General features: G+C 64.1%; 17 protein-coding genes. 13 read left to right on the top strand and 4 right to left on the bottom strand.

All coding sequences use genetic code 11. The annotated features are described in order from the left end of the window. Nucleotides 1-16 precede the first annotated feature (16 nt). The gene (locus DW2_RS17675; RefSeq protein WP_038148603.1) at nucleotides 17-637 is read left to right on the top strand and encodes a coiled-coil domain-containing protein; all 621 of its coding nucleotides are present in this window, start codon (nucleotides 17-19) and stop codon (nucleotides 635-637) included. A 27-nt stretch (nucleotides 638-664) separates the two neighbouring features. On the opposite strand, the gene DW2_RS19915 is transcribed toward DW2_RS17675, so the two are convergent. Then, nucleotides 665-2,221 (bottom strand): hypothetical protein, encoded by a 1,557-nt coding sequence (locus DW2_RS19915; RefSeq protein WP_156103030.1) that lies wholly within the window; start codon nucleotides 2,219-2,221, stop codon nucleotides 665-667. A 736-nt stretch (nucleotides 2,222-2,957) separates the two neighbouring features. Here DW2_RS19915 and DW2_RS19910 point away from each other — a divergent pair. The 5 genes from DW2_RS19910 to DW2_RS17635 all read left to right on the top strand — a co-directional run bounded on the left by DW2_RS19910 (nucleotide 2,958) and on the right by DW2_RS17635 (nucleotide 6,505). Beyond that, nucleotides 2,958-3,272 carry a hypothetical protein gene (locus DW2_RS19910; protein WP_156103028.1) on the top strand — a complete coding sequence of 105 codons (315 nt, stop codon included), beginning with the start codon at nucleotides 2,958-2,960 and terminating at the stop codon, nucleotides 3,270-3,272. A gap of 109 nt (nucleotides 3,273-3,381) precedes the next feature. Continuing rightward, nucleotides 3,382-3,822, top strand: a complete 441-nt coding sequence (locus DW2_RS17650) for a hypothetical protein (protein WP_038148596.1) — start codon at nucleotides 3,382-3,384, stop codon at nucleotides 3,820-3,822. 107 nt (nucleotides 3,823-3,929) lie between these two features. Then, nucleotides 3,930-4,265, top strand: coding sequence for a hypothetical protein (locus DW2_RS17645; protein ID WP_038148595.1), 336 nt, complete (start codon nucleotides 3,930-3,932; stop codon nucleotides 4,263-4,265). 164 nt (nucleotides 4,266-4,429) lie between these two features. Continuing rightward, nucleotides 4,430-4,738 carry a hypothetical protein gene (locus DW2_RS19905; protein WP_156103026.1) on the top strand — a complete coding sequence of 103 codons (309 nt, stop codon included), beginning with the start codon at nucleotides 4,430-4,432 and terminating at the stop codon, nucleotides 4,736-4,738. Nucleotides 4,739-4,744: 6 nt separating this feature from the next. After that, nucleotides 4,745-6,505, top strand: a complete 1,761-nt coding sequence (locus DW2_RS17635; RefSeq protein ID WP_038148591.1) for a recombinase family protein — start codon at nucleotides 4,745-4,747, stop codon at nucleotides 6,503-6,505. Here the strand turns inward: DW2_RS17635 and DW2_RS17630 are convergent. Next, complete coding sequence (locus DW2_RS17630) at nucleotides 6,465-8,945, bottom strand: penicillin acylase family protein (RefSeq protein WP_038148589.1); 2,481 nt, start codon at nucleotides 8,943-8,945, stop codon at nucleotides 6,465-6,467. The two genes, DW2_RS17635 and DW2_RS17630, sit on opposite strands and share 41 nt — an antisense overlap. Nucleotides 8,946-8,996: 51 nt before the next feature. Here DW2_RS17630 and DW2_RS17625 point away from each other — a divergent pair, with 51 nt between their 5' ends. The 4 genes from DW2_RS17625 to DW2_RS17610 all read left to right on the top strand — a co-directional run bounded on the left by DW2_RS17625 (nucleotide 8,997) and on the right by DW2_RS17610 (nucleotide 15,142). Continuing rightward, nucleotides 8,997-9,956 carry an NAD(P)-dependent oxidoreductase gene (locus tag DW2_RS17625; RefSeq protein ID WP_272944434.1) on the top strand — a complete coding sequence of 320 codons (960 nt, stop codon included), beginning with the start codon at nucleotides 8,997-8,999 and terminating at the stop codon, nucleotides 9,954-9,956. A gap of 127 nt (nucleotides 9,957-10,083) precedes the next feature. After that, nucleotides 10,084-11,505, top strand: a complete 1,422-nt coding sequence (gene glgA / locus DW2_RS17620) for a glycogen synthase GlgA (protein WP_038148585.1) — start codon at nucleotides 10,084-10,086, stop codon at nucleotides 11,503-11,505. Further along, nucleotides 11,493-13,520, top strand: coding sequence for a glycogen debranching protein GlgX (gene glgX, locus DW2_RS17615; RefSeq protein ID WP_038148584.1), 2,028 nt, complete (start codon nucleotides 11,493-11,495; stop codon nucleotides 13,518-13,520). The genes glgA and glgX overlap by 13 nt, the downstream gene beginning before the upstream one ends. Beyond that, entirely contained in the window at nucleotides 13,517-15,142 is a 1,626-nt protein-coding gene (locus DW2_RS17610; RefSeq protein WP_038148582.1) for an alpha-D-glucose phosphate-specific phosphoglucomutase, read from the top strand. Before glgX ends, DW2_RS17610 begins: the two co-directional genes overlap by 4 nt. 146 nt (nucleotides 15,143-15,288) lie before the next feature. On the opposite strand, the gene DW2_RS17605 is transcribed toward DW2_RS17610, so the two are convergent. Next, nucleotides 15,289-16,260 (bottom strand): quinone oxidoreductase family protein, encoded by a 972-nt coding sequence (locus DW2_RS17605; protein ID WP_038148580.1) that lies wholly within the window; start codon nucleotides 16,258-16,260, stop codon nucleotides 15,289-15,291. Nucleotides 16,261-16,307: 47 nt separating this feature from the next. Then, nucleotides 16,308-17,237 carry a LysR family regulator CbbR gene (gene cbbR / locus DW2_RS17600; protein ID WP_038148578.1) on the bottom strand — a complete coding sequence of 310 codons (930 nt, stop codon included), beginning with the start codon at nucleotides 17,235-17,237 and terminating at the stop codon, nucleotides 16,308-16,310. Nucleotides 17,238-17,344: 107 nt separating this feature from the next. Between cbbR and DW2_RS17595 the strand changes: the two genes are divergently transcribed. The 3 genes from DW2_RS17595 to tkt are packed head-to-tail and all read left to right on the top strand — an operon-like array spanning nucleotide 17,345 to nucleotide 21,206. After that, nucleotides 17,345-18,340, top strand: a complete 996-nt coding sequence (locus DW2_RS17595) for a class 1 fructose-bisphosphatase (protein ID WP_038148610.1) — start codon at nucleotides 17,345-17,347, stop codon at nucleotides 18,338-18,340. A gap of 2 nt (nucleotides 18,341-18,342) precedes the next feature. Then, on the top strand, nucleotides 18,343-19,215 hold the full coding sequence (locus DW2_RS17590) for a phosphoribulokinase (protein WP_038148577.1): 873 nt from the start codon (nucleotides 18,343-18,345) through the stop codon (nucleotides 19,213-19,215). Between the two features lie 17 nt (nucleotides 19,216-19,232). After that, complete coding sequence (gene tkt, locus DW2_RS17585; protein ID WP_038148576.1) at nucleotides 19,233-21,206, top strand: transketolase; 1,974 nt, start codon at nucleotides 19,233-19,235, stop codon at nucleotides 21,204-21,206.

Here is a 21,206-nt window from a genome sequence, read left to right as displayed (position 1 = left end):
TACCAGGAGATGAAGCATGAAGACTGTCGCCCCCGCCGACGTGAAGCCCGATTTCGAGATCGAAGTCGAACGCGCAGTTCGGCATTACATGTCGGCGCATGATGGGCATTTCCCAAGCCGCCGTAATTTGCTCGCAACTCTCGGTGGATCGCTTCGCGACCTCAACCCGGTCGCGAAGCGTGTCATCGAACGCATCCGAGAAGAACAGACTGCCCTTGCGGCGCTGCCTGAAATGCCGGATGCGGTTCGGGAAGTGAACGATCGCTTGGCACAGGTTGTCTGGAAAGCCGCATGTGAAATCGCGAACAGCGACATTGAGGCACTCCGCACTTTGCAGGGTAAACGCGATGCGACCCAGCGTGCGGAACTCGCGGATCTTGAGGACGTAATCGACGATCTTGAGGAAGCCCGTGACGCCGAACGCCTCCGCGCCGATGGTGCGGAGAAGCAGATCCGCACTCTCGAGTGTCGGCTCGAAAAGGCAGATCGCGAGATCTCCGCGCTCAATGGCCGTCTCGCGGAACGTGCCGAATTGCTCGAAAGCCTGCGCACAGAGATCACGCAGCCGGACCCCGCGCGCGGCTCAATGCGCGAGAATAATTCCGGATCTGACCGCCACGACTCTCCCGACACGTGACGACGAGCGCGACGGCCGGTGCGGCACTCACCGTTCATCGCCGCCCCGGCTCTTGTCGTCCCGCTTTCTTCGTTCGTTTCGTGTCTTTACCCGCGCGACGTTCATGAGCAGTTTTCTGAGCTTGCCATGTTCGTTTTCCCGGCTCGCTGGCGGCACGAAGCGCGCGATCAGTTCCGCCGCGAAGTTGGTCACGCGCGCTACGGCGTCGAGACCTTCAGCGAGTTCACGACGCTCATTTTCGACCAAGGTCTCGGCCTCGTCCTGGGCGGTCGCTCGCAGACGCGTCAGCACTGCCCCGAACATCTCCGCCATGCGCACCGCCGCATGTGGTGCGCGTCTCATACGTGCCAGTTTTGCACGAACGTTTTCGTTCGCCTGCACCGGCGCGGCCTTCAGTAATTCCGCTACCTGATCTGGCGTGGGTCCTCCTTTTTCGAGCAGGTCCACTGTCGCGAGAACGGCATCCGCAGATCGATATCTTCGATCCGCGATCTTCTCTTTCTCCGCTATCTCTTTTTTCTGAGCGACCAGATCTTCGCGCGCATCCCGCAGGCTCCGTTCCTGGGCATCGAGTTGGCGCGCGCGCGCCACATTCGCTTCAGCCTGATGCGCGTTTTCTCGACGCAAAGTTTCGTCGCGCTCCTTCTCTTCGTTAAGTGCGGCTCGCTCCGCTGCAATCTCCGCGAGTTGTTCATTGCCGAGCTCGAAAAGACCGTCAGCAACTCGCTTGAGGCCCTCCGCCGCCTCGCGTGTTTTCCGAGCCTCCGCAGCCCGGCGCTCATCCATTGCGTGCTGTTCACGAGCCGCCATTCGGCTACGATACTCTCCGCGTGACAACCGCTCGCGCCGGGGACCGAACCTCAGCAATCCTGCATGGCGCGAGACCGCCTCGTAGAGGTCGTCCTGCCACTCCCTCATCGCATCTTTGTAGAGCTTATCGCACGCTTCTTTCGATAACGACCGCTCGCGCCCGCAGGCTCGCAGATGCCTTCTGCGGTCTTCAAAAGCGGCGCGACCTGGATGCAAATCGATCACCGACCCTCGCTCGCGATCGAGCGCGAAGAGATGGACGTGCATCTGCGCTTCATCAGTGTGAATAACAGCGAGCGCAAACTCTCCCCCAGCCGCCGCGATCCGATCCTTCTCAAAGGCGACAAAGTCGTCGAAGACGGCGCGGCACTCCTTCATCAAAGCTGGATCGGCGCGCGCGTCGGCGCTCGTGATCGGAAGCGAGAACACGCTTGAATAAAGCGTATGCGCATCTTTCCGAAGCTTGCGCTTGCGCGTCGTCTTCGTGCCGGTCTTCGGATCTGTGTATGGAAAGCTTTGAGTGACATTCGCAGTCTGCTCATACGCGGCGCGCAGTTCAGTGAAAGACCCACACGTGCCCGCAATGATCTGGGGCGCCGGATTGGGGCGGCTCACATGATCGCAACTCCCCTCGACACGCTCAGCTTCGTCGAGAACCTGCTCTGCACGCCAGGCGCGCTGACCGTTTTTGCGCACGCGTCCGACCTTGCCACTCGACCTCGTAGCTCCCTGCTGCGACCAAGTTTCCACATGCCCGAATTGATAGCCCCGCATCCAATTTGCCTCGCGTCCCGTTTAATGGATGCGGGGGAACTAAGGACAACTGAGAACGATCAAAAAATGCGCGCGCCGCCGCGTTCTTCGGGCGCTGTGACAACAGGCCATAGGGACCGACTATACGTATTCTCGCAGGGCTTCGAATACGTGTCGGCCAAAGTGAGGCATAGCCCCCCTCTGGACACCCCCCCGCACCGCTTCGCGGCACATTGGGGGAAGCTCCACATCCCCCAAACCCCCTGGCGCTTTCAGCGAGACGATGGGGAAGCCGCGCATCCCCCTTCGGACCCCCAGCCCATGGGCCGCTCGCCGCTCTTCCTGGACCTTCCGGCGCTCCCGGCGGGTCGAGAGAAGGACCTCTCGACGCTCTCCCTGATACGCATCGGGATCGCTTGACTGTTCAAGCGATCAATCGCGGTCGCGAAGGAAGCCTCGAAGCATGTCTTGCTTGCGTGCAGCGTCTTTGACGCACGCAATCAAGCCACGCTCCGATACTCCGATATCGGTGAAGTGGTGAGGTATTGCGCGTCGTTTTCTCTACTCAAAAAACGAGGCTCTCATGCTCCACGATCGATACCTCCGACTGCTCCCGGGCGGCCAACTCAAACCTGGCGATATCTTTCTGATGCGCTTCCCGTATGGTTCCGACCGCCGTCGCGACGGCGAGTTCGAAATTCCGCCAGGCACACGTCCGTGCTTACTGCTCTCTCGCGGTCTAATCGGCGACACCCCCATGAACATTGTCGCTCCAGGCGTGAGCCCCGAGGGGCGGCTGCTACGAGAGGATGACATCGTCATTTCCGATGAAGACCAGGCGTCCGCCTGTGGCCTCTATCGTCCAACGATGTTCCGCGCGTCGCATCGGCTCTTCATCGCAACCGGATCTGACCTGTTCGAGCGCAATGCCCGCATCGGGCGCCTCGGACCCGCGCAGCGCGAACAATTCGAGGCAGTCGAAAAGCTGCTCGCAACCGCACCGCGTGAAGTCCGGTCCCGGTTGAGGCCGCGTGTCGCGATCTACCGCCCGAAACCACTCATCCAACCGTAAACCGCGCCGCCGATCGGGGCTGCAGCGTCCGTCCGCCGTCTTGCCGAGGCGGACGGATCTTGCAGCCCTGCTTCGTCTTCTGAACCCCAAAATTTTCGAAAGATTAACCATGACCCACGATAAACATCCCTCGGAACTCACCGCCGAAGAACTCCGCAAAGAGCGCAATGTGCTCGCAAACGTCGTTCACGGAGCGACCGCGAAGCCGTCCCAAAAGGATCTCGAGAACGCGCCGTTTCTCGAAGACTGGATGCTTTTCACTGGCTTCGAAGACATCTCGCTCTTTGGCCGCCTGACGGAAGCCAGCGGTCGGACCCGAAAGCTGATCACGCGAGCTCTCATCGCGCTCGATGACGATCTCGAGTGGGTCTATCTCGAAGACGGATACATGCGCCTCGGACCGCGGTTCTCCGTCGAAGAGTCCCCGCCGCATCTCGCGATGCGAGCCGTCGCGACAGATCTGAGAGGGATCCGCACGCAACTCGAGGGACAAGCATTTTGGGCGCAGAAGGCGCTCGATGCGCTCGGCGAGATGCGCTGCGATGCGTGATCGCGAATTTGCGAGAAATGATCCTGACGGGATCGGCTGAACCGCAACCGCCGCGGCCCCTCGATGAGGGCCGCAGCGCCCGCAGTTCAGCTTTGAAAGGATGTCCGATGTTTCAACAACCGAACCGGATCGACAATGTGAAAGCGATGGCACGCGTGGCAATCGACGCTCTCCATGCGCTGCCGGCTGACGCTCTTCGGGGCGCAGAGCGCGATTGCGATTTTTGCGAGCGACTTGTGATCAACGGCGAGGTGATCGGAGAGGATTTCCGGGCGGCAGGCGCGGCGATCCTGCGTCATCTCGCGCGGATCGAGGCCGAGGAAAGATTTGCGCGCGAACTCGACAACGCGATGCGTCAACTTCGGGACGTAATCAATAGCTCTTATCGCGTTTCTGTGGATCTCGGCGCCGCATGCGCGACCAGTATCGAGCGAGCAGCATGATCAAAGTATGACGCCGAGCGGCGTCTACTCAATGGCGGTGTGAACCCGCCCGGGCGCGCCACAGAAACCTTTCCGCACTTGCTCCACAAACCAAACGGAACCGGCGCGCCCGACTTTCCCTCAATACCAGCCAATCTGAAGCGGAGGCTGGAAGATGATTTCATATGAAATCTGAAAAGCCTAATAAAAACAAGGGACTCACAATTTTCTTCGACTTTGATGGAGTCGCTCCAACTGGTCGAACGAATATTGAATCCAGAATGAATTTTCTGGAGCCAAAAATGTCCTTTCACCCCCGCGATTTCACCAGCCGTCCCGCCGCGAACGACAACGGCGACACCCCGGCATCCCATGACTTCTCCCAGATCGTATCGGCGGAGCAATTCGTCCGCTTCCTCGCACGCGTCGAAGCGCATCGTCTGCACGCGGCAAATGAGAATGCAGCTCCGGGTCCGGGCCAAATTCAGGAGTAAACCAAGATGACGAAACGTGTCGCTGTCTACGCGCGCTACAGCTCGAAGCTTCAAAAACCGACTTCGATCGACGATCAGTTCGAAATGGCAGAGCGGTTTGCAAAGGCAAAGGGATGGACAGTGACGCAACACTTCTCCGATTCCGAAATCTCGGGGCGCCTCGGTCAGCGACCGGGTCTCCTTGAGTTGCGCGAGGCAATCCGGCGGAACGCAGTCGATGTTGTTCTCGTCGAAGCTGTTGATCGACTGACGAGAAACGTGACGCACGCGCTCCAGGTCTTCGATCTGATGAGCTTCGCAAACGTTGAACTGCACTCGTTGGCCGAGGGGCCCCAGAACTTCATGTCGGTCATGCTCACGGCGTGGGGGGCGCGTGAATATTCGAACAACGTGAGCATCCATACTAAACGCGGTATGCAAGCGGCGCTGAAACGTGGCACGTTCCATATGCGCCCTTACGGCTACCGCAAATCCGAGGGTTCTGGCGATCACAACCGAGAGGTCGATCCCGAGCAGGCTGCGATAGTGTGTCGGATTTTTCAGGCGTTCGCCGACGGGCAGTCCGCCCTCGCGATCGCGCGGAGGCTGAACGCCGAGGGTGTTCCCGCGCCGCGTGGCGGTACGTGGGAACCAAGGACAATTCGTGGCAACATCGAGCGACAGGAGGGCATCCTCCACAATCCGATCTATGTTGGGCGTGTACTCATGTTTCGGACGACGAAGCGGGTCCACCCGGAAACCGAAGCCTGCATCACCGAAGCGACGCCTGATCGAGTCGAAGAGATCGAGATCCCGGCGCTCAGGATCATCCCTGATGATCTCTGGGAAACAGTACAGGCGCGCGCCGCGAAAACCCGACGCAAAGTCACCACTCGCAATAATCCGGAGGGTGCACGGCGTAAGAAATACCTCCTGAGCGGGCTTCTCAAATGCGGCTGCTGTGGGCGGAGTTTCGTCATGCGGTCGAAAGAGGCGTACGGCTGCGCTGAGAACATCAAGGGAGCCTGCCGGAACCGATCGTACATCAAGCGCGAAGAGATCGAAGCGCGCGTCTTTGCGGCGCTCCGGGCACCGCTCGCTTCGAAAAGCCTTTCCAAGGCGTTCGACGCCGCATTGAAGCAAGAGATTCAGGAGCTTCGTAAAAACCCGCCAGATGCGGAGCTAACCGCTAAACGTGCTGCACTGGCGCGAACAGAGAAGGGCTTGCGCACACTCGTCCGCTCGTTGGAGGAAGGAGCACCGTTTGCCCAACTAAAGGCGCGTATGAACGAACTCGAGGCACAGCAGCTGAAATTGACCGAAGAAATCTCTCGCCTCAGCACCGGAAAGCCGACGGCACCTCTCGTCGAGAGCGCCCCTCGGGCCCTTGAGCAGGTTCTCTGTGGACTCGAAGAGACGCTGAGCGATCCTAACTGGGTGCATCTCGCAAACGAGCATTTGTCGGCTCTGATCGAGAGGGTGACGCTGCTACCAAACCAAAAAAAGGAAGGACATATGGACGCCGAGATCTCGATAGATCTCGGCGATTTGCTTTCCGCCGCAGACCAGCCGAAAGTGCTCACCGACGTATTCCGCGGCAGGCAGCAAATAACGGTCAAACTGGGGGCGCTGCCCCCTCTGGCTTCGGCATTCACCCCCGGGATATTTCGGGCATTTGGAAGCAAGTGGCGCCCGCTTCCAAATGCCTCAAATATCCCCGCCGGAGGCGCCCGCGGGGATCGTTGGCTCAGGTGCCGGGAGGTTTCGCGCGCGGCACAAGATGGGTGATCCCGGCGGCGGCGGCGCGCGCGAGGCCCGGATCGAGCGACATCGGGATATATTCACCCGAGCGCCAGAGCTCGGAGAGATCGTCGTAATGGCTCGAGAGCGGGTGGCCCGATTGCCCGGTCGAGATGATGAAGACCGAACTGTCGGGATCGGCGAAATCGAGCACTTCTCGATAGCCCGCCGCGTGGACATTGGCGAAACCGTCCGGTCCGTCGCCGCCGCGGGTCTGGCCGCGCATCAGGGTGAAATCGCCCCCCGAGGTGGATTGCCGGATATTCACGAACCATTTCAGGCCGGGGATCTTGCCCAGGACCGGGTTGTCCTGCTCGGCCATATGCGCATCGCCCCACCGCCAGCTCTCGATATTGGGGCCGTATTGCTTGGACAGGTCGAGAAGCGCCGCGTCGAGCGATTGGCGCGCGATATCGGTGCAGGTCTCCTTGGGGGCGGATTGGACGATGTCGCACCAATGGCTCGCGCCCTCGGTGTCGCGGAAGACGCGTTCGATGAAGACCGGCTCGAGATGGTCGAATTTCCTGGCCAGCGGCCCCAGCTCGTCGCGGATCAGGCGGTTTTGCAATTCGCGCATCCAGGCGGCGTAGATCAGCGGCTCGGGCAGGTGCTCGGACATCTCGCCATCCCAGCTCGCCAGCATCTCGAGCGCGCGCTGGCGCATCCGCTCGGGCGTGCCGGCGGGGGCGGGGTCTCCGGTGAACCACAGGTTGCGCCCCACCAGCGGCAGCAATCCGCGCGCGGCGGGGCTCACCGTGTCGAGCTGGGCCGAGATGAAACTGTCGCGCGAATGGACCTCGCGCTCGCCCATCAGCTTCTTGAGCCGCTGGATGCGCTGCGTGTCGCCCCAGCGGAAGCTCACATTGTAGGGGAAGGGGCGGTCCACCGTCTTGTTGTTCGTGTTGACGACGATCCCGCCCTTGGGGTCGACGAATTGCGGATTGTCCTTGAACGGGAGATAGCCCTGCCAGCGGTTTTCCGGCTTCCAGCCGGCATTGGGCATCCGGCCCTGCGTGTCGTTTGCCGGATCGCGCAGCGGGATCTTCCCCGCGGTCACCAGCGCCACCCCTTCCTGATCGGCGAGCGTGATGTTCTGCGCGGGCACCACGACCTGCTTGACCGCGTCGAGCGCCTGCGGGATCGAGCGCGCCCGCATCAGCTCCATCGCACCGCTCAGCGTCGTGTCGTGGCGGTCGAAGGCGGTCCAGCTCAGCGAGACGACCGAATTGGGGGGCGTGATCGTGGCGAGGTCGAAATGGCTGCCGGGGAGCACCGGGCCGTTCTCGGTCCAGCGCAGGGTCAGCGTCACGGGCTTGGCGTCCTTGACGTTGACGATGACCCGTTTCGTCTCGAACGGCTTGAACCCGTCCGGCGTGCGGTATTTCGTCGGATCGTCGTGGTCGAGCTCCTCGATATGGAGATCCTGATCGTCGACATAGGCCGTGGTCAGCCCCCAGCCGAGATCCCTGTTGCGCCCCGACAGGATCAGCGGCATCCCGGGGATCGTGCCGCCGATGACGCCGCCCGATTGCAGCTGGAGCCGCGCGAGATACCAGATCGAGGGCGCGATGAGACCGAGATGCGGGTCATTGGCCAGAAGCGAGCCCCCCGCGGCCGAGCGGTCGGGCGCGGCCGCCCAGGCATTCGAGGCGCCCGCGAGGTCGCGGCTCGGAAAGGGCGAGAGCGCGCCTTCGCCGTCATTCTTCGCCACCGCGATCCCGCGCGGCATGGTGGGGAAGAGCTGCGCATAGGCGGGCAGGGCGGCGACGGCCTGTTGCGGATCGTCGGGCATGATGTCGCGCAACAACCCGTCCCCCGCGAGCGAGACCCGCGCGCGCAGCACCTCGTCTTGCAGCTGCGACGAGAGCTCGACCGCCATCAGCTTCATGATCGCGATCGAATCCGCGGGCGTCCAATAGGAGATCTTGTTGTCGAAGAGGAAGAATTCCGGCGCGCCGCGCCCCATCGCCCCCTTGTTGACGATCTCGATCCACTGGTTGACCCCGCGCGCATAGGCCTCGAGCGCCTTCTTCGTGTAGTCGTCCTGCGCCGGGACCGAGGCGAGCGCCGCGTCATAGAGCCCGAGCCGGCGCATCAATTCGTCGGTCTTGAGCGTCTCGGCGCCGAAGATCTCGGAGAGCCGACCCTGCACGGTGCGCCGCAGCAGCGTCATCTGCCAGAGCCTGTCCTGCGCATGGGCGAGGCCGAGGGCGAAGAACACGTCCGGATCGCTCTTGCCGAAGATATGGGGGACGTCCTCGGTCGAGCGCACGATCTCGACCGGGGCGGTGAGCCCGTCGACCCTGTAGGTGGCATTGTAATCGGGCAGCGAGCGCGAGGCGAAATACCATACGCCCGCACCGACGAGAACGAGCACGAAAATCGCGGCCATGATGAGCCGCACGCCCCAGCGAAATGCCTTGTACATCCAGTTCCTCTGAACCTGTCCCTCGGGACGCGCAGGTTGACGCGCCCGGTTGTGGCGTTAGTAGTTGAGCGCAAAGCCACAATCAACGCGCCTGCGCCATTGAATGCGGGCACGGAGCATCACGCAAGGGAGAGGTTCATGGCGAAACTGGCATTTCTGGGGCTCGGGGTGATGGGCTACCCGATGGCGGGCCATCTCAAGGCGGCCGGGCACGAGGTGACCGTCTATAACCGGACCCCGGCCAAGGCCGAGAAATGGGTCGCCGAACATGGCGGCGCCGCCGCGCCCACGCCGCGCGAGGCCGCGCAGGGGGCCGATTTCGTGATGTCCTGCGTTGGCAATGACGACGATCTGCGTGAGGTCTGTCTCGGCAAGGACGGCGCGTTCAAGGGGATGAAGACCGGCGCGGTCTTCGTCGATCACACCACCGTCTCGGCCGCCGTCACCCGCGAGCTCGCCGGGGAGGCCGCAGGTCACGGCGTGGCCTTCGTCGACGCGCCGATCTCGGGCGGCCAGGCGGGCGCCGAGAACGGCCAGCTCTCGGTGATGTGCGGCGGCGATCAGTCCGCCTATGACAAGGCCGAGCCGGTGATCGCGGCCTATGCCAAGATCTGCCGCCGCCTGGGCGAGAGCGGCGCGGGTCAGGTGACGAAGATGTGCAACCAGATCGCGATCGCCGGGCTCGTGCAGGGGCTCGCCGAGAGCCTCAACTTCGCCGAGAAGGCCGGGCTCGACAGCGCCTCGGTCGTCGAGGTGATCTCCCAGGGCGCGGCCGGATCGTGGCAGATGGCCAATCGCTACGAGACGATGGCGAAGAACGAATTCGAGTTCGGCTTCGCGGTGGACTGGATGCGCAAGGATCTTGGGATCTGTCTCAAGACCGGCGACGAGATCGGCGCCTCGCTGCCGGTGACCGCGCTGGTCGACCAGTTCTACAAGGAGGTCCAGGCGATGGGCGGCAATCGCTGGGACACGTCCTCGCTGATCGCGCGCCTGCGTAAGCTGGGCTGAGGGAAGGAGTTTGAGGGCAGGGGGCGCTGCCCCATCCGTCGCCGGATGGCGACAATTCACAGTCCAAGAGGGGGCTCTGCCCCCGCACTGACGCGCCCCCCGGGATATTTGGAGCATTTGGAAGGTCATGAAACGGGTTCTTTCGGTCGCTTCGGAAGCGGTTCCGCTGGTCAAGACCGGCGGATTGGCCGATGTGGTGGGCGCGCTGCCGGGGGCCCTGGCGCCTTTGGGCTGCGAGATGCGGGTGATGATCCCCGCCTATCGGGGAATTCTGAAAAAGCTGAAATCGCCGAAACCGGTATGGGAAAGCCCGGATCTTCACGGCGGGCCTGCGCGATTGGTGCGGGGGAAGGCGGGCGCGATGGAGGTGCTCGTCCTCGAGGCCGACCATCTCTATGACCGCGACGGCGGCCCTTATGCGCAAGACGGGCGCGATTATCCCGACAATGCCGCGCGCTTCGCCGCGCTGAGCCAGGTCGCGGCCCTCGTCGCGCGCGAGGGGATCGCGGGATGGACGCCCGATCTGGTGCATTGTCATGACTGGCAGACCGGCCTCGTGCCCTGGTATCTGCGCGACAGCGGCATTCCGACGGTGATGACGATCCACAATATCGCCTTCCAGGGCCGGTTCGGGCGCGAGACCCTTCCCGTATTGGGCCTTGCCGCGGAGGATTTCCACCGCGACGGGGTGGAATTCTGGGGCGATGTCTCGACGCTGAAGGCGGGGCTGATGGCGGCCGATGCGATCACCACGGTCAGCCCGCGCTATGCCGAGGAGCTGATGCGGCGCGAGTTCGGGATGGGGCTCGAAGGCGTGATCCAGGCGCGGGCAGGGGAACTGCACGGGATCCTCAACGGGATCGATACCGAAGCCTGGAACCCCGGGACCGACCCGGAATGCAGCCCCTTCAGCGCGGCGCGGCCAGGCGGGAAGGCGAAGAACCGCGCGGCGCTCGAGGCCGAGTTCGGTCTCGAGGTGCCCGGACCGCTTGCGATCGTGGTCTCGCGGCTCACCGACCAGAAGGGCATCGACCTGATCGCCCCGGCGATCGAGCCCTTCCTCGCCGCGGGGGGCGGGCTCGCGGTGCTCGGCTCGGGGGATGGCTGGGCGGAAAGCGCGTTGAGCGATCTGGCCGCGCGCCATCCGGGCAGGGTCGGTGTGAGGATCGGCTATGACGAGGCGCTCAGCCACCGGATGTTCGCGGGCGGCGACGCGGTTCTGGTGCCCTCGCGCTTCGAGCCCTGCGGCCTGACCCAGCTCTACGGGTTGCGCTATGGCTGCCTGCCGGTCGTCGCGGCGGTCGGGGGGCTCGCCGATACGGTGATCGGCGCGAGCCCGGCGACGCTCGCGGCGGAGGCGGCCACGGGGGTCGCCTTTCACCCGGTCGACGATCTGGCGCTGCGACAGGCGCTGATGCGGCTCGTGAGCCTGCATGCCGATCGCAAGCTCTGGGGCCAGATGATGCGTCGCGCGATGAAGAGCGACTTTAGCTGGGCCCGCTCGGCGCAGCGCTACGCCGCGCTATATGACGCCCTATGCGCAAGCTGACGATCACACCGGGGCGGCCCGATCCGCTCGGCGCGACGCCTGGCGACGGCGGCGTGAATTTCGCGCTCGCCTCCGTCCATGCGGAGGCGGTGGAACTGTGCCTGTTCACCGGCGAGGACGAGACGCGGCTGGAAGTGCCGGGGCGGGCCGGGCCGGTCTGGCATGGCTTCGTGCCGGGGCTCAAACCCGGTGCGCGCTATGGATACCGCGTGCATGGACGCTGGGCGCCGGAGGAAGGCCACCGCTTCAACCCGCACAAGCTGCTGATCGATCCCTATGCCCGCCAGCTCGATGCGAAGATCACCTGGCAAGCGGCGATGCAGCAGGGCAAGACCAAGCCTGATCGGCGCGACAGCGCGCGTGTCGTCCCGGCCTCGGTCGTGGCCGAGATCGCCCGCCCCAACTGGCAGCGCCCGGGCCATTCCTGGGCCGAGACCGTGATCTACGAGGCCCATCCCAAGGGGCTCACCATGACCCATCCGGAGGTGCCAGAGGCGCTGTGCGGAACCTGGGCGGGACTGGCCTCCGATCCGATCCTCGCGCATCTGAGCGATCTGGGCGTCACCGCGATCGAGCTTTTGCCGAGTTGCGCCTTTCTCGATGATCGGTTCCTCGTCGAGAAGGGGTTGTCGAATTACTGGGGCTACCAGCCGATCGGCGTCTTCGCACCCGAGCCGCGCTATTCCGGGCCCGACCCGCGCGGTGAGTTTCGCGAAATGGTGCGGCGCTTCCATGCGGCCGGGATCGAGGTCATCCTCGACGTGGTCTTCAACCATACCGGCGAGGGCGATGCGCGCGGGCCGATCCTGTCGTTGCGCGGGATCGACAATGCGAGCTATTACCGGCTCGGGCCCGGGGGCGCCTATATCGACGAGACGGGCACCGGCAACACGCTCAACCTCGCAAATCCGCTCGGATTGCGGCTGGTGATGGATTGTCTGCGCCACTGGGTCGAGGAGATGGGCGTGGACGGGTTCCGCTTCGATCTGGCGGCGACGCTGGCCCGGGGCGGCACGGGCGCGGTCGAGGCGCATGCGCCCTTTCTTACCGCTATTCTGCAGGACCCGGTGCTGCGCGGCGTGAAACTGATCGCCGAGCCCTGGGATGTCGGCCCGGGCGGCTATTATCTGGGCGGCTTCCCGCATCCGTTTTGCGAATGGAATGACCGCTTTCGCGACGACACGCGGCGGTTCTGGCGCGGTGATCGGGGCATGGCGGGCGATCTGGCCCGGCGGGTCGCGGGCTCGGCCGAGCTTTTCGACCAGCACGGTCGGCCGGCGACGGCCTCGGTCAATTTCGTCACCGCGCATGACGGATTCACCCTGCAAGATCTCGTGTCCTATGGAGAAAAGCGCAACCACGCCAATGGCGAGAACAATCGCGACGGGCATGACGCGAATTTCTCGGAGGCGCTCGAGGACCGGGAAGCGCAAGAGGCCCGCAAGCGCGCCTTGCTTGCCACGATGCTTTTGTCGCAAGGCGCGCCGATGCTGCTGGCCGGCGACGAGATCGGCAATTCGCAGGGCGGCAACAACAACGCCTATGCGCAGGATAACGAGATCGGCTGGATCGACTGGAGCAGCCCCGACGAGACATTGCGGGCTTTCACCAGGCGCTTGATCGCCATTCGCAAGGACCACCGGGTTCTGCGCCAGACGCGGTTTCTTCATTCGCTGACCCGCAAGCAGGACGGTATCCGCGACCTGATCTGGCGACTTGCCTCGGGCGCGGAGCCGCAACCGGCGGACTGGAACGATCCCGAACTGCGCTTCATCGGCGTCGAGATCCGCGGCGCGGCCGAAGGCCCGGCGGGCGAGGCCGGATCCGAAGCCGTCTATCTGATCTTCAATGCGGGGGGCGACTGCAGCGCGACACTGCCGCCGGGCCGCTGGACGCGTCTCCTTGATACCGCGCGTCCCGAAGCCCCCGAGGAACTCTTCGACGCGGCGGAGACTTGTCTTGCCGCGCAATCCGTTCAAGTCTTCACCCGTGCGACATCGCAGGAGGAACAATGACCCGCCACGAGACCCAGCCCTTCGACGGCCAGAAACCCGGCACTTCGGGGCTGCGCAAGAAGACCCGCGTCTTCATGCAGCCGAACTTCCTCGAGAATTTCGTTCAGGCGACCTTCGACGCGGTGGGCGGCGTTCAGGGCAAGACGCTCGTGCTGGGCGGCGACGGGCGCTTTTTCGGGCGCGAGGCGGCGCTGACGATCCTCAAGATGGCGGCCGCCAATGGCGCCGCGCGGATGATCGTGGGGCAGGGTGCGTGGCTCTCGACGCCCGCGGCCTCGAACCTGATCCGTCAGCGCGGCGCGGATGGCGGGATCATCCTTTCGGCAAGCCACAATCCCGGCGGCCCGGACGAGGATTTCGGCGTGAAATACAACATGTCGAATGGCGGTCCCGCGCCGGAATCGGTCACTTCCGCGATCCATCAGCGCACGCAGGAGATCACCGAGTATCGCAAGCTCGACGCGCCCGATCCCGATCTCGACAGCCTGGGCGAGACCGGTCTGGGCGAGATGACCGTCGAAGTGGTCGATCCCGTTGCGGCCTATGCCGATCTGATGGAAACCCTGTTCGATTTCAAGGCCTTGAGGGATCTCTTCGACTCCGGCTTCCGGATGCGGATGGATTCGATGTGCGCGATCACCGGGCCTTATGCGGTGGAGATTTTCGAAAACCGTCTCGGCGCGCCCACGGGCACGGTGACCCATGCCACGCCGCTGCCCGATTTCGGCGGCATGCATCCCGATCCGAACCCGACCTGGGCGCATGAGCTGATGGACGAGATGATGGGCGACGCCGCCCCGGATTTCGGCGCCGCCTCGGATGGCGATGGCGATCGCAACATGATCCTCGGGGCGGGCACCTATGTCTCGCCCTCGGACAGTCTTGCCGTGCTGGCCGCGAATGCGCATCTGGTCCCGGGCTATGCCGGCGGGCTGAAGGGGATCGCGCGCTCGATGCCGACCTCGGCTGCGGTCGACCGGGTGGCCGAGGCGCTCGGGCTCGATTGCTACGAGACGCCCACGGGATGGAAGTTCTTCGGCAATCTGATGGATGCGGGGCGCGTGTCGCTCTGCGGCGAGGAGAGCTTCGGCACCGGCTCCGACCATGTGCGCGAGAAGGACGGGCTCTGGGCGGTGCTGATGTGGCTCAACATCCTGGCGGCGCGGAAGATGAGCGTCGCCGAGATCATGGCCGATCACTGGGCGCGGTTCGGGCGTAACTATTACTCGCGCCACGATTACGAGGCGCTGCCGATCGAACAGGCCGAGACGATGCTGGGCGATCTGCGCGCGCGGCTCGGGGATCTCGTGGGGAGCGAGGTCGAAGGGCTGAGCGTGGCGAGTGCGGATGAGTTTGCCTACACCGATCCGGTCGATGGCTCGATCTCGCGCGGACAGGGGTTCCGGATACTCTTCGAGGGCGGTTCTCGTGTGGTGCTGCGGCTCTCGGGCACCGGCACCGAAGGCGCGACGCTGCGGGTCTATCTGGAACGCTACGCGCCGGAGCCAGACGGGCTCGATCATGATCCGCAGGAGGCGCTCGCGCCGATGATCGCGGCGACGGAAACGCTTGTCGGCATTCGCGAGCGCACCGGGCGCGCGGGGCCGGACGTGATTACCTGAGCTGAAAACGCGTTGTTTTTACCGCGCGGAATCAAAGGCTTCCGCAGCGTTCTTGAAAAAAGGGCGCCGCGGAATTTCTACCACGGCGTGCATACAATAACCCGATAATCGGTATTATGTAACTTATGGGGCTGTTTCCGGCCAGATCACGGGATCAGAACCGTGCTCCCCACCGTCTTGCGGCCTTCAAGCGCCTCATGCGCCTGCGCCACATCGGAAAGATCGAAGCGTTGCGCGATCTCGATCTTGATCTTGCCCGAGGCGATCATCTCGAAGAGTTCCCCCGAGGCCTGTTGCAGCCATCCCGGGCGCACCGTGTGATGAAACAGCGTCGGGCGCGTGAGCCGCAGCGAGCCGCGCGCGAGATCGCCGATCTTGAACTCGCTCGGCGGACCGGAGCTTTGACCGAAGGCCACGAGCGTGCCGAAGCGCTTGAGGCAATCGAGCGACTTCATCAGCGTATCGGCGCCCACCGAGTCATAGACCGCCTCGACGCCGGCATCATCGGTCAGCGCCTTCACCTCGGCGAGAAAATCCTGCGCCCGGTAATCGATCACCGCGTCATAACCATGCGCCTTCGCCAGCGCGCATTTCTCGGGCCCGCCAGCGGTGCCGATCGCGCGCACGCCCTTGGCGGCGAGCCATTGCCCGGCGATCAGGCCGACGCCACCGGCTGCGGCGTGGAAAAGAACGGTTTCCCCGGAGCTTACCGGATAAGAGTGATGGATCAGGTAATGCACGGTCAGGCCCTTGAGCATCACCGCTGCCGCCACCTCGTGGGAAATGGCGTCCGGCACCATGACGAGCTGGTCGGCCTTGACGACACGATGGCTCGCATAGGCGCCGTTGGGCATCGTATAGGCCACGCGCTGCCCGACCCGAAGACCGACGCCTTCGCCCACGGCCTCGATCACCCCGGCGGCTTCACCCCCGGTCACCAGATCGCGTTCCACCGGCCAGGGATAGGCACCGGTTCGGAAGTAAACGTCGATGAAATTCAATCCGATAGCGGTATGTCTTAAAGTGACCTCACCCGGTCCCGGCTGCGGGATATCGATCTCGATCCGGTGGAATTGGTCGCGCCCGCCGGGCGCCTTGATTGCCATTGCATATGCCATGCGCACCTCCCTGTTCGGCGCCAGAGTGGCGCTCCGCAAGGGCAAGGTCAATCGGCAAGCGGATGCGGCAGAAAGCAGCCGTCGAGCTCCACGATCTCGTCCCAGATCCGCAGTGCCAGCTCGCGCGGCCGGTCGTTCTCGCGTCGCACCATGAACCAGTGCCGCATCAGCGGCAGCCCCGGTGCATCCACCAGCGCCAGCCGTCTGGTCTCGAGCTCGTCGGTGACGGTGTGCAGGCTCAGGAACGCGATGCCGAGCCCTGCCATCACCGCCTGCTTGATCGTCTCGTTGCTCTCCATCTCGAGCGTGTCGTAAAGCCGCCCGTCGCCGATCCTGTCGAGCCAGCGCGTCATCAGGATCCGCGTTCCCGAACCCTGTTCACGCGCGAGGAAGGTCTCCTCGAAGAGAAGATCGACCGAGGCCCCCTGCCCGATCAGCGGATGATCCGGCGGCGCGACCAACCCGTGCGGATGCGCGCCGATCGGCGCCGCGATCACCGGCGGATGGCGCGGCGGACGGCCCATGATGGCGATGTCGAACGTGCCGCGCTCGACCCCTTCGATGATCGTCGAGCGGTTCCCGACGCGCAGCGCGAACTCGATATCGGGATGTGCATCTTGCAGCATCTTCACCAGGCGCGGCGCGAAATACTTGCCGGTCGAGACCACCCCGAGGGTGACGCGCCCGACCTCGCCCCGTGCGATCGCGCGCAAATTGGCTTCGGCCTGCGACAAGTTGTCTTCGATTCGCAGCACCGTCTCGCGCAGGGTCTTGCCCGCCTCGGTCAGCTCCGAGCCCGCGCCATCGGCTGCGCGCTGGATCAGTTTCATCCCGATCGCTTCTTCCAACCCCTTGATCTGGGTGTGGATTGCGGGCGTCGTCAGCCCGAGGGCCTCTCCGGCCGCCGTCAATGAGCCGCCCCGCGCCACCGCATCGAGCGCGCGCAACTGTTTCAGGGTCAAGGCATTCATCCGCATGGATATTAGATTCCCTTTAACACACATTCCTATTATTTAAATTTCATATAAATTCAAATTCCGCAATGCTTCCCCTCGACGAGCATATCGTCTGGGAGGAGAAAGCGATGTCAGTGAATTTCGACGGCCTCGGCCTGTCGGCCGATCTTGCCGACACTATGACCCGTCTGACAGGGGTCGGTGCCCGTCTCGCCCGCATCATCGCGCGCAATGGTCTCGATGGCAATCTGGCCGAGGCCGCGGGCACCAATGCGGGCGGCGACGGCCAGAAGGCGCTCGATCTCATCGCCGATGACATGTTCATGGATGCGCTGCGCGATGGCGCGGTGTGCCACTATGCCTCCGAAGAACAGGACGAGGTGGTCGATTTCGGCGCCGGCACGCTGGCGCTTGCGATCGACCCGCTGGACGGTTCGTCCAATATCGACGTGAACGTCTCGATCGGGACGATCTTCTCGATCTTCCCCGCGGCCGAGACGCCGGAGGCCAGCTTCCTGCGCCCCGGCACCGAGCAGATCGCGGGCGGCTACATCATCTTCGGGCCGCAGACCGCGCTCGTGGTGACCTTCGGCAATGGCGTGCAGCAATGGGTACTCGAGCCGGGCACCGAGATCTGGACCCGTGTCGCCGATCCGAAACCCCTGCCGACCGAGACCTCGGAATACGCGATCAACGCCTCGAACTACCGTCACTGGCCGCAGCCGATCCGCGCCTTCGTCGATGACATGGTGGCGGGGGCCGAGGGGCCGCGCGGGCGCAATTTCAACATGCGCTGGATCGCGTCGCTCGTGGCCGAGACCCATCGGATCATCACGCGGGGCGGCGTCTTCCTCTATCCGGGCGACGATCGCGAGGGCTATGAGCGCGGCCGTCTGCGCCATGTCTACGAATGCGCGCCCATCGCGATGCTCGTCACCCAGCTTGGCGGCGGGGCGACCGACGGGGCCGACCCGATCCTGACCGCCCTGCCCGACCGGCTGCACGCGCGCACGCCCTTCGTGTTCGGCTCGGCCTCCAAGGTCGCGCGCGTCGCCGCCTATCATGATTTGCCGCAGGACGAGACCAACGCGCTCTTCAACAAACGCGGCCTGTTCCGGAGCTGAGAATGTCCAAGAAACACCCCATCATTTCCGTCGTCGGGTCTTCGGGAGCTGGCACCTCGACGGTCAAGTCCACCTTCGATCAGATCTTCCGCCGCGAAGGGATCAAGGCGGTCTCGATCGAGGGCGATGCCTTCCACCGGTTCAACCGCGCGGACATGAAGGAAGAGCTTCAGAACCGCTATGAATCCGGCGATCAGGGCTTCTCGCATTTCTCCTACGAAGCGAATGAACTCAAGGAGTTGGAGCGGGTCTTTCGCGAATATGGCGAGACCGGCAAGGGCAAGACCCGCCATTACGTTCACGATGATGCCGAGGCCGAGAAATACGGCACGCCGCCGGGTCATTTCACCGACTGGAGCGAGTTCGATTCGCAATCCGACCTGCTCTTCTACGAGGGCCTGCATGGCTGCGTCGTCAATGACGAGGTGAACCTCTCGGCCCTGGCCGATCTCAAGATCGGCGTGGTGCCGGTGATCAACCTCGAATGGATCCAGAAGATCCATCGCGACCGCGCCAGCCGGGGCTACACGACCGAGGCGGTGACCGACGTGATCCTGCGCCGGATGCACGCCTACGTGCACTGCATCTGCCCGCAATTCACCGAGACCGACATTAATTTCCAGCGCGTGCCGGTGGTCGATACCTCGAACCCGTTCATCGCGCGCTGGATCCCGACCGCCGACGAGAGCCTCGTGGTGATCCGCTTCAAGAACCCGCGCGGGATCGACTTCCCCTATCTCACCTCGATGATCGCGGGCTCCTGGATGAGCCGCGCCAACTCGATCGTCATTCCCGGAAACAAGCAGGATCTGGCGATGCAGCTGATCCTGACGCCCCTGATCGAGCGCCTCGTGCGCGAGGCACAGCGGGCCTGAGAAGGATGAACAGAGCGATGAAAGATATTCATATCACTCAGGAAACCCGCATGGCGAACGCAATCCGCGCGCTCGCGATGGATGCGGTGCAAAAGGCCGATTCGGGCCATCCCGGCATGCCGATGGGCATGGCCGATGTGGCAACCGTCCTGTTCAACCGCTTCATGAAGATCGACCCTTCCGCGCCGAAATGGCCCGACCGGGACCGTTTCGTGCTGTCGGCCGGTCATGGCTCGATGCTGATCTACGCGATCAACCATCTGCTGGGCTACGCCGATATGGACATGGACCAGATCAAGGCGTTCCGTCAGCTGGGCTCGCGCACCGCCGGCCATCCCGAATACGGCCATGCCGACGGAATCGAGGTCACCACCGGCCCGCTCGGCCAGGGGATCGCGACCGCGGTCGGAATGGCGATCGCCGAGAAGATGAACAACGCACGATACGGCGATGATCTGGTGGAACATTTCACCTATGTCATCGCGGGCGATGGCTGCCTGATGGAAGGGATCAGCCACGAGGCGATCGACCTCGCGGGGCATCTCAGGCTCGGCAAGCTGATCGTGATGTGGGACGACAACGCGATCACCATCGACGGCGACACGGATCTCTCGACCTCGATGGACCAGAAGGCGCGCTTCGCGGCGGCCGGTTGGCATGTTCTCGAATGCGACGGCCACGCGCCGACCGAGATTGCCGATGCGATCGAGGCCGCGCGCAAGGATGATCGTCCCTCGATGATCGCCTGCCGCACGATCATCGGCTTCGGCGCACCCAACAAGCAGGGCGGGCACGACGTGCATGGCGCACCGCTCGGCGACGACGAGATCGCGGCGGCGCGCAAGCGGCTCAACTGGGACCATGCGCCCTTCGAAATTCCCCAGGCGATCTATGACGAATGGGGCCGGATTGCGTCGCGAGGCGCAACGGCGCGGGCGGAGTGGGAAACGCGGCTGAACACCGCGACCGCCCGCGCCGATTTCCTCGCCGCGCAAGAGGGCGACGTGAGCGCCCTGCCCGCCGCGATCGACGCCTACAAGCGCAAGCTGGCCGAGGACAAGCCCAAGGTCGCCAGCCGCAAGGCGAGCCAGATGGCGCTCGAGGTGGTCAATGCGACCCTGCCCTTCACCGTGGGCGGCTCGGCGGACCTGACGGGCTCGAACCTCACGAAATCCTCGGGGATGACCTCGATCACGCCGAATGACTTCTACGGTGACTACCTTCATTACGGCATCCGCGAACACGGGATGGCCGCGGCGATGAACGGCATCGCGCTGCATGGCGGGTTCAAGCCCTATGGCGGCACCTTCATGGCCTTCGCCGATTACTGCCGCCCGGCGATCCGCCTCTCGGCGCTGATGGGTGTGCCGGTCTGCTACGTGATGACCCATGACTCGATCGGCCTCGGCGAGGACGGTCCCACCCATCAGCCGGTTGAGCAGCTGGCCTCGCTCCGTGCGATCCCGAACCTGCTCGTCCTCCGGCCGGCTGATGCGGTGGAGACCGCCGAGGCCTGGGAAATCGCGATGACCTCGCAAGCGACGCCGACGATGATCGTGGCCTCGCGGCAAAACTTGCCGACGCAGCGCACCGAGCATCAGCCCGAGAACCTCACTGCGCGCGGCGCCTATCTGCTGCGCGATCCGGGCACGCGCGACGTGACGCTGATCGCGACGGGCTCCGAGGTCGAGATCGCGATGGCCGCCGCCGACGCGCTGGCCGAGCAGGGCCTCAAAGCCGCCGTCGTCTCCGCTCCCTGTTTCGAACTCTTCGCGCAGCAGGACGCGGCCTATCGCGCCTCCGTTCTGGGCGAGGCCCCGCGCGTGGGCTGCGAGGCGGCGATCCGTCAGGGCTGGGATCTCTTCCTGCGCCCCGAGGATGCCTTCGTCGGAATGACGGGCTTCGGTGCCTCGGCCCCGGCCCCCGCGCTCTACAAACACTTCAACATCACCCCCGAGGCAATTGTCTCGGAAGCGAAAAATATGATCTGA

The organism is Thioclava atlantica (assembly GCF_000737065.1).
GTDB lineage: Bacteria > Pseudomonadota > Alphaproteobacteria > Rhodobacterales > Rhodobacteraceae > Thioclava > Thioclava atlantica.
This window is presented reverse-complemented; position numbering and strand designations above follow the sequence as displayed.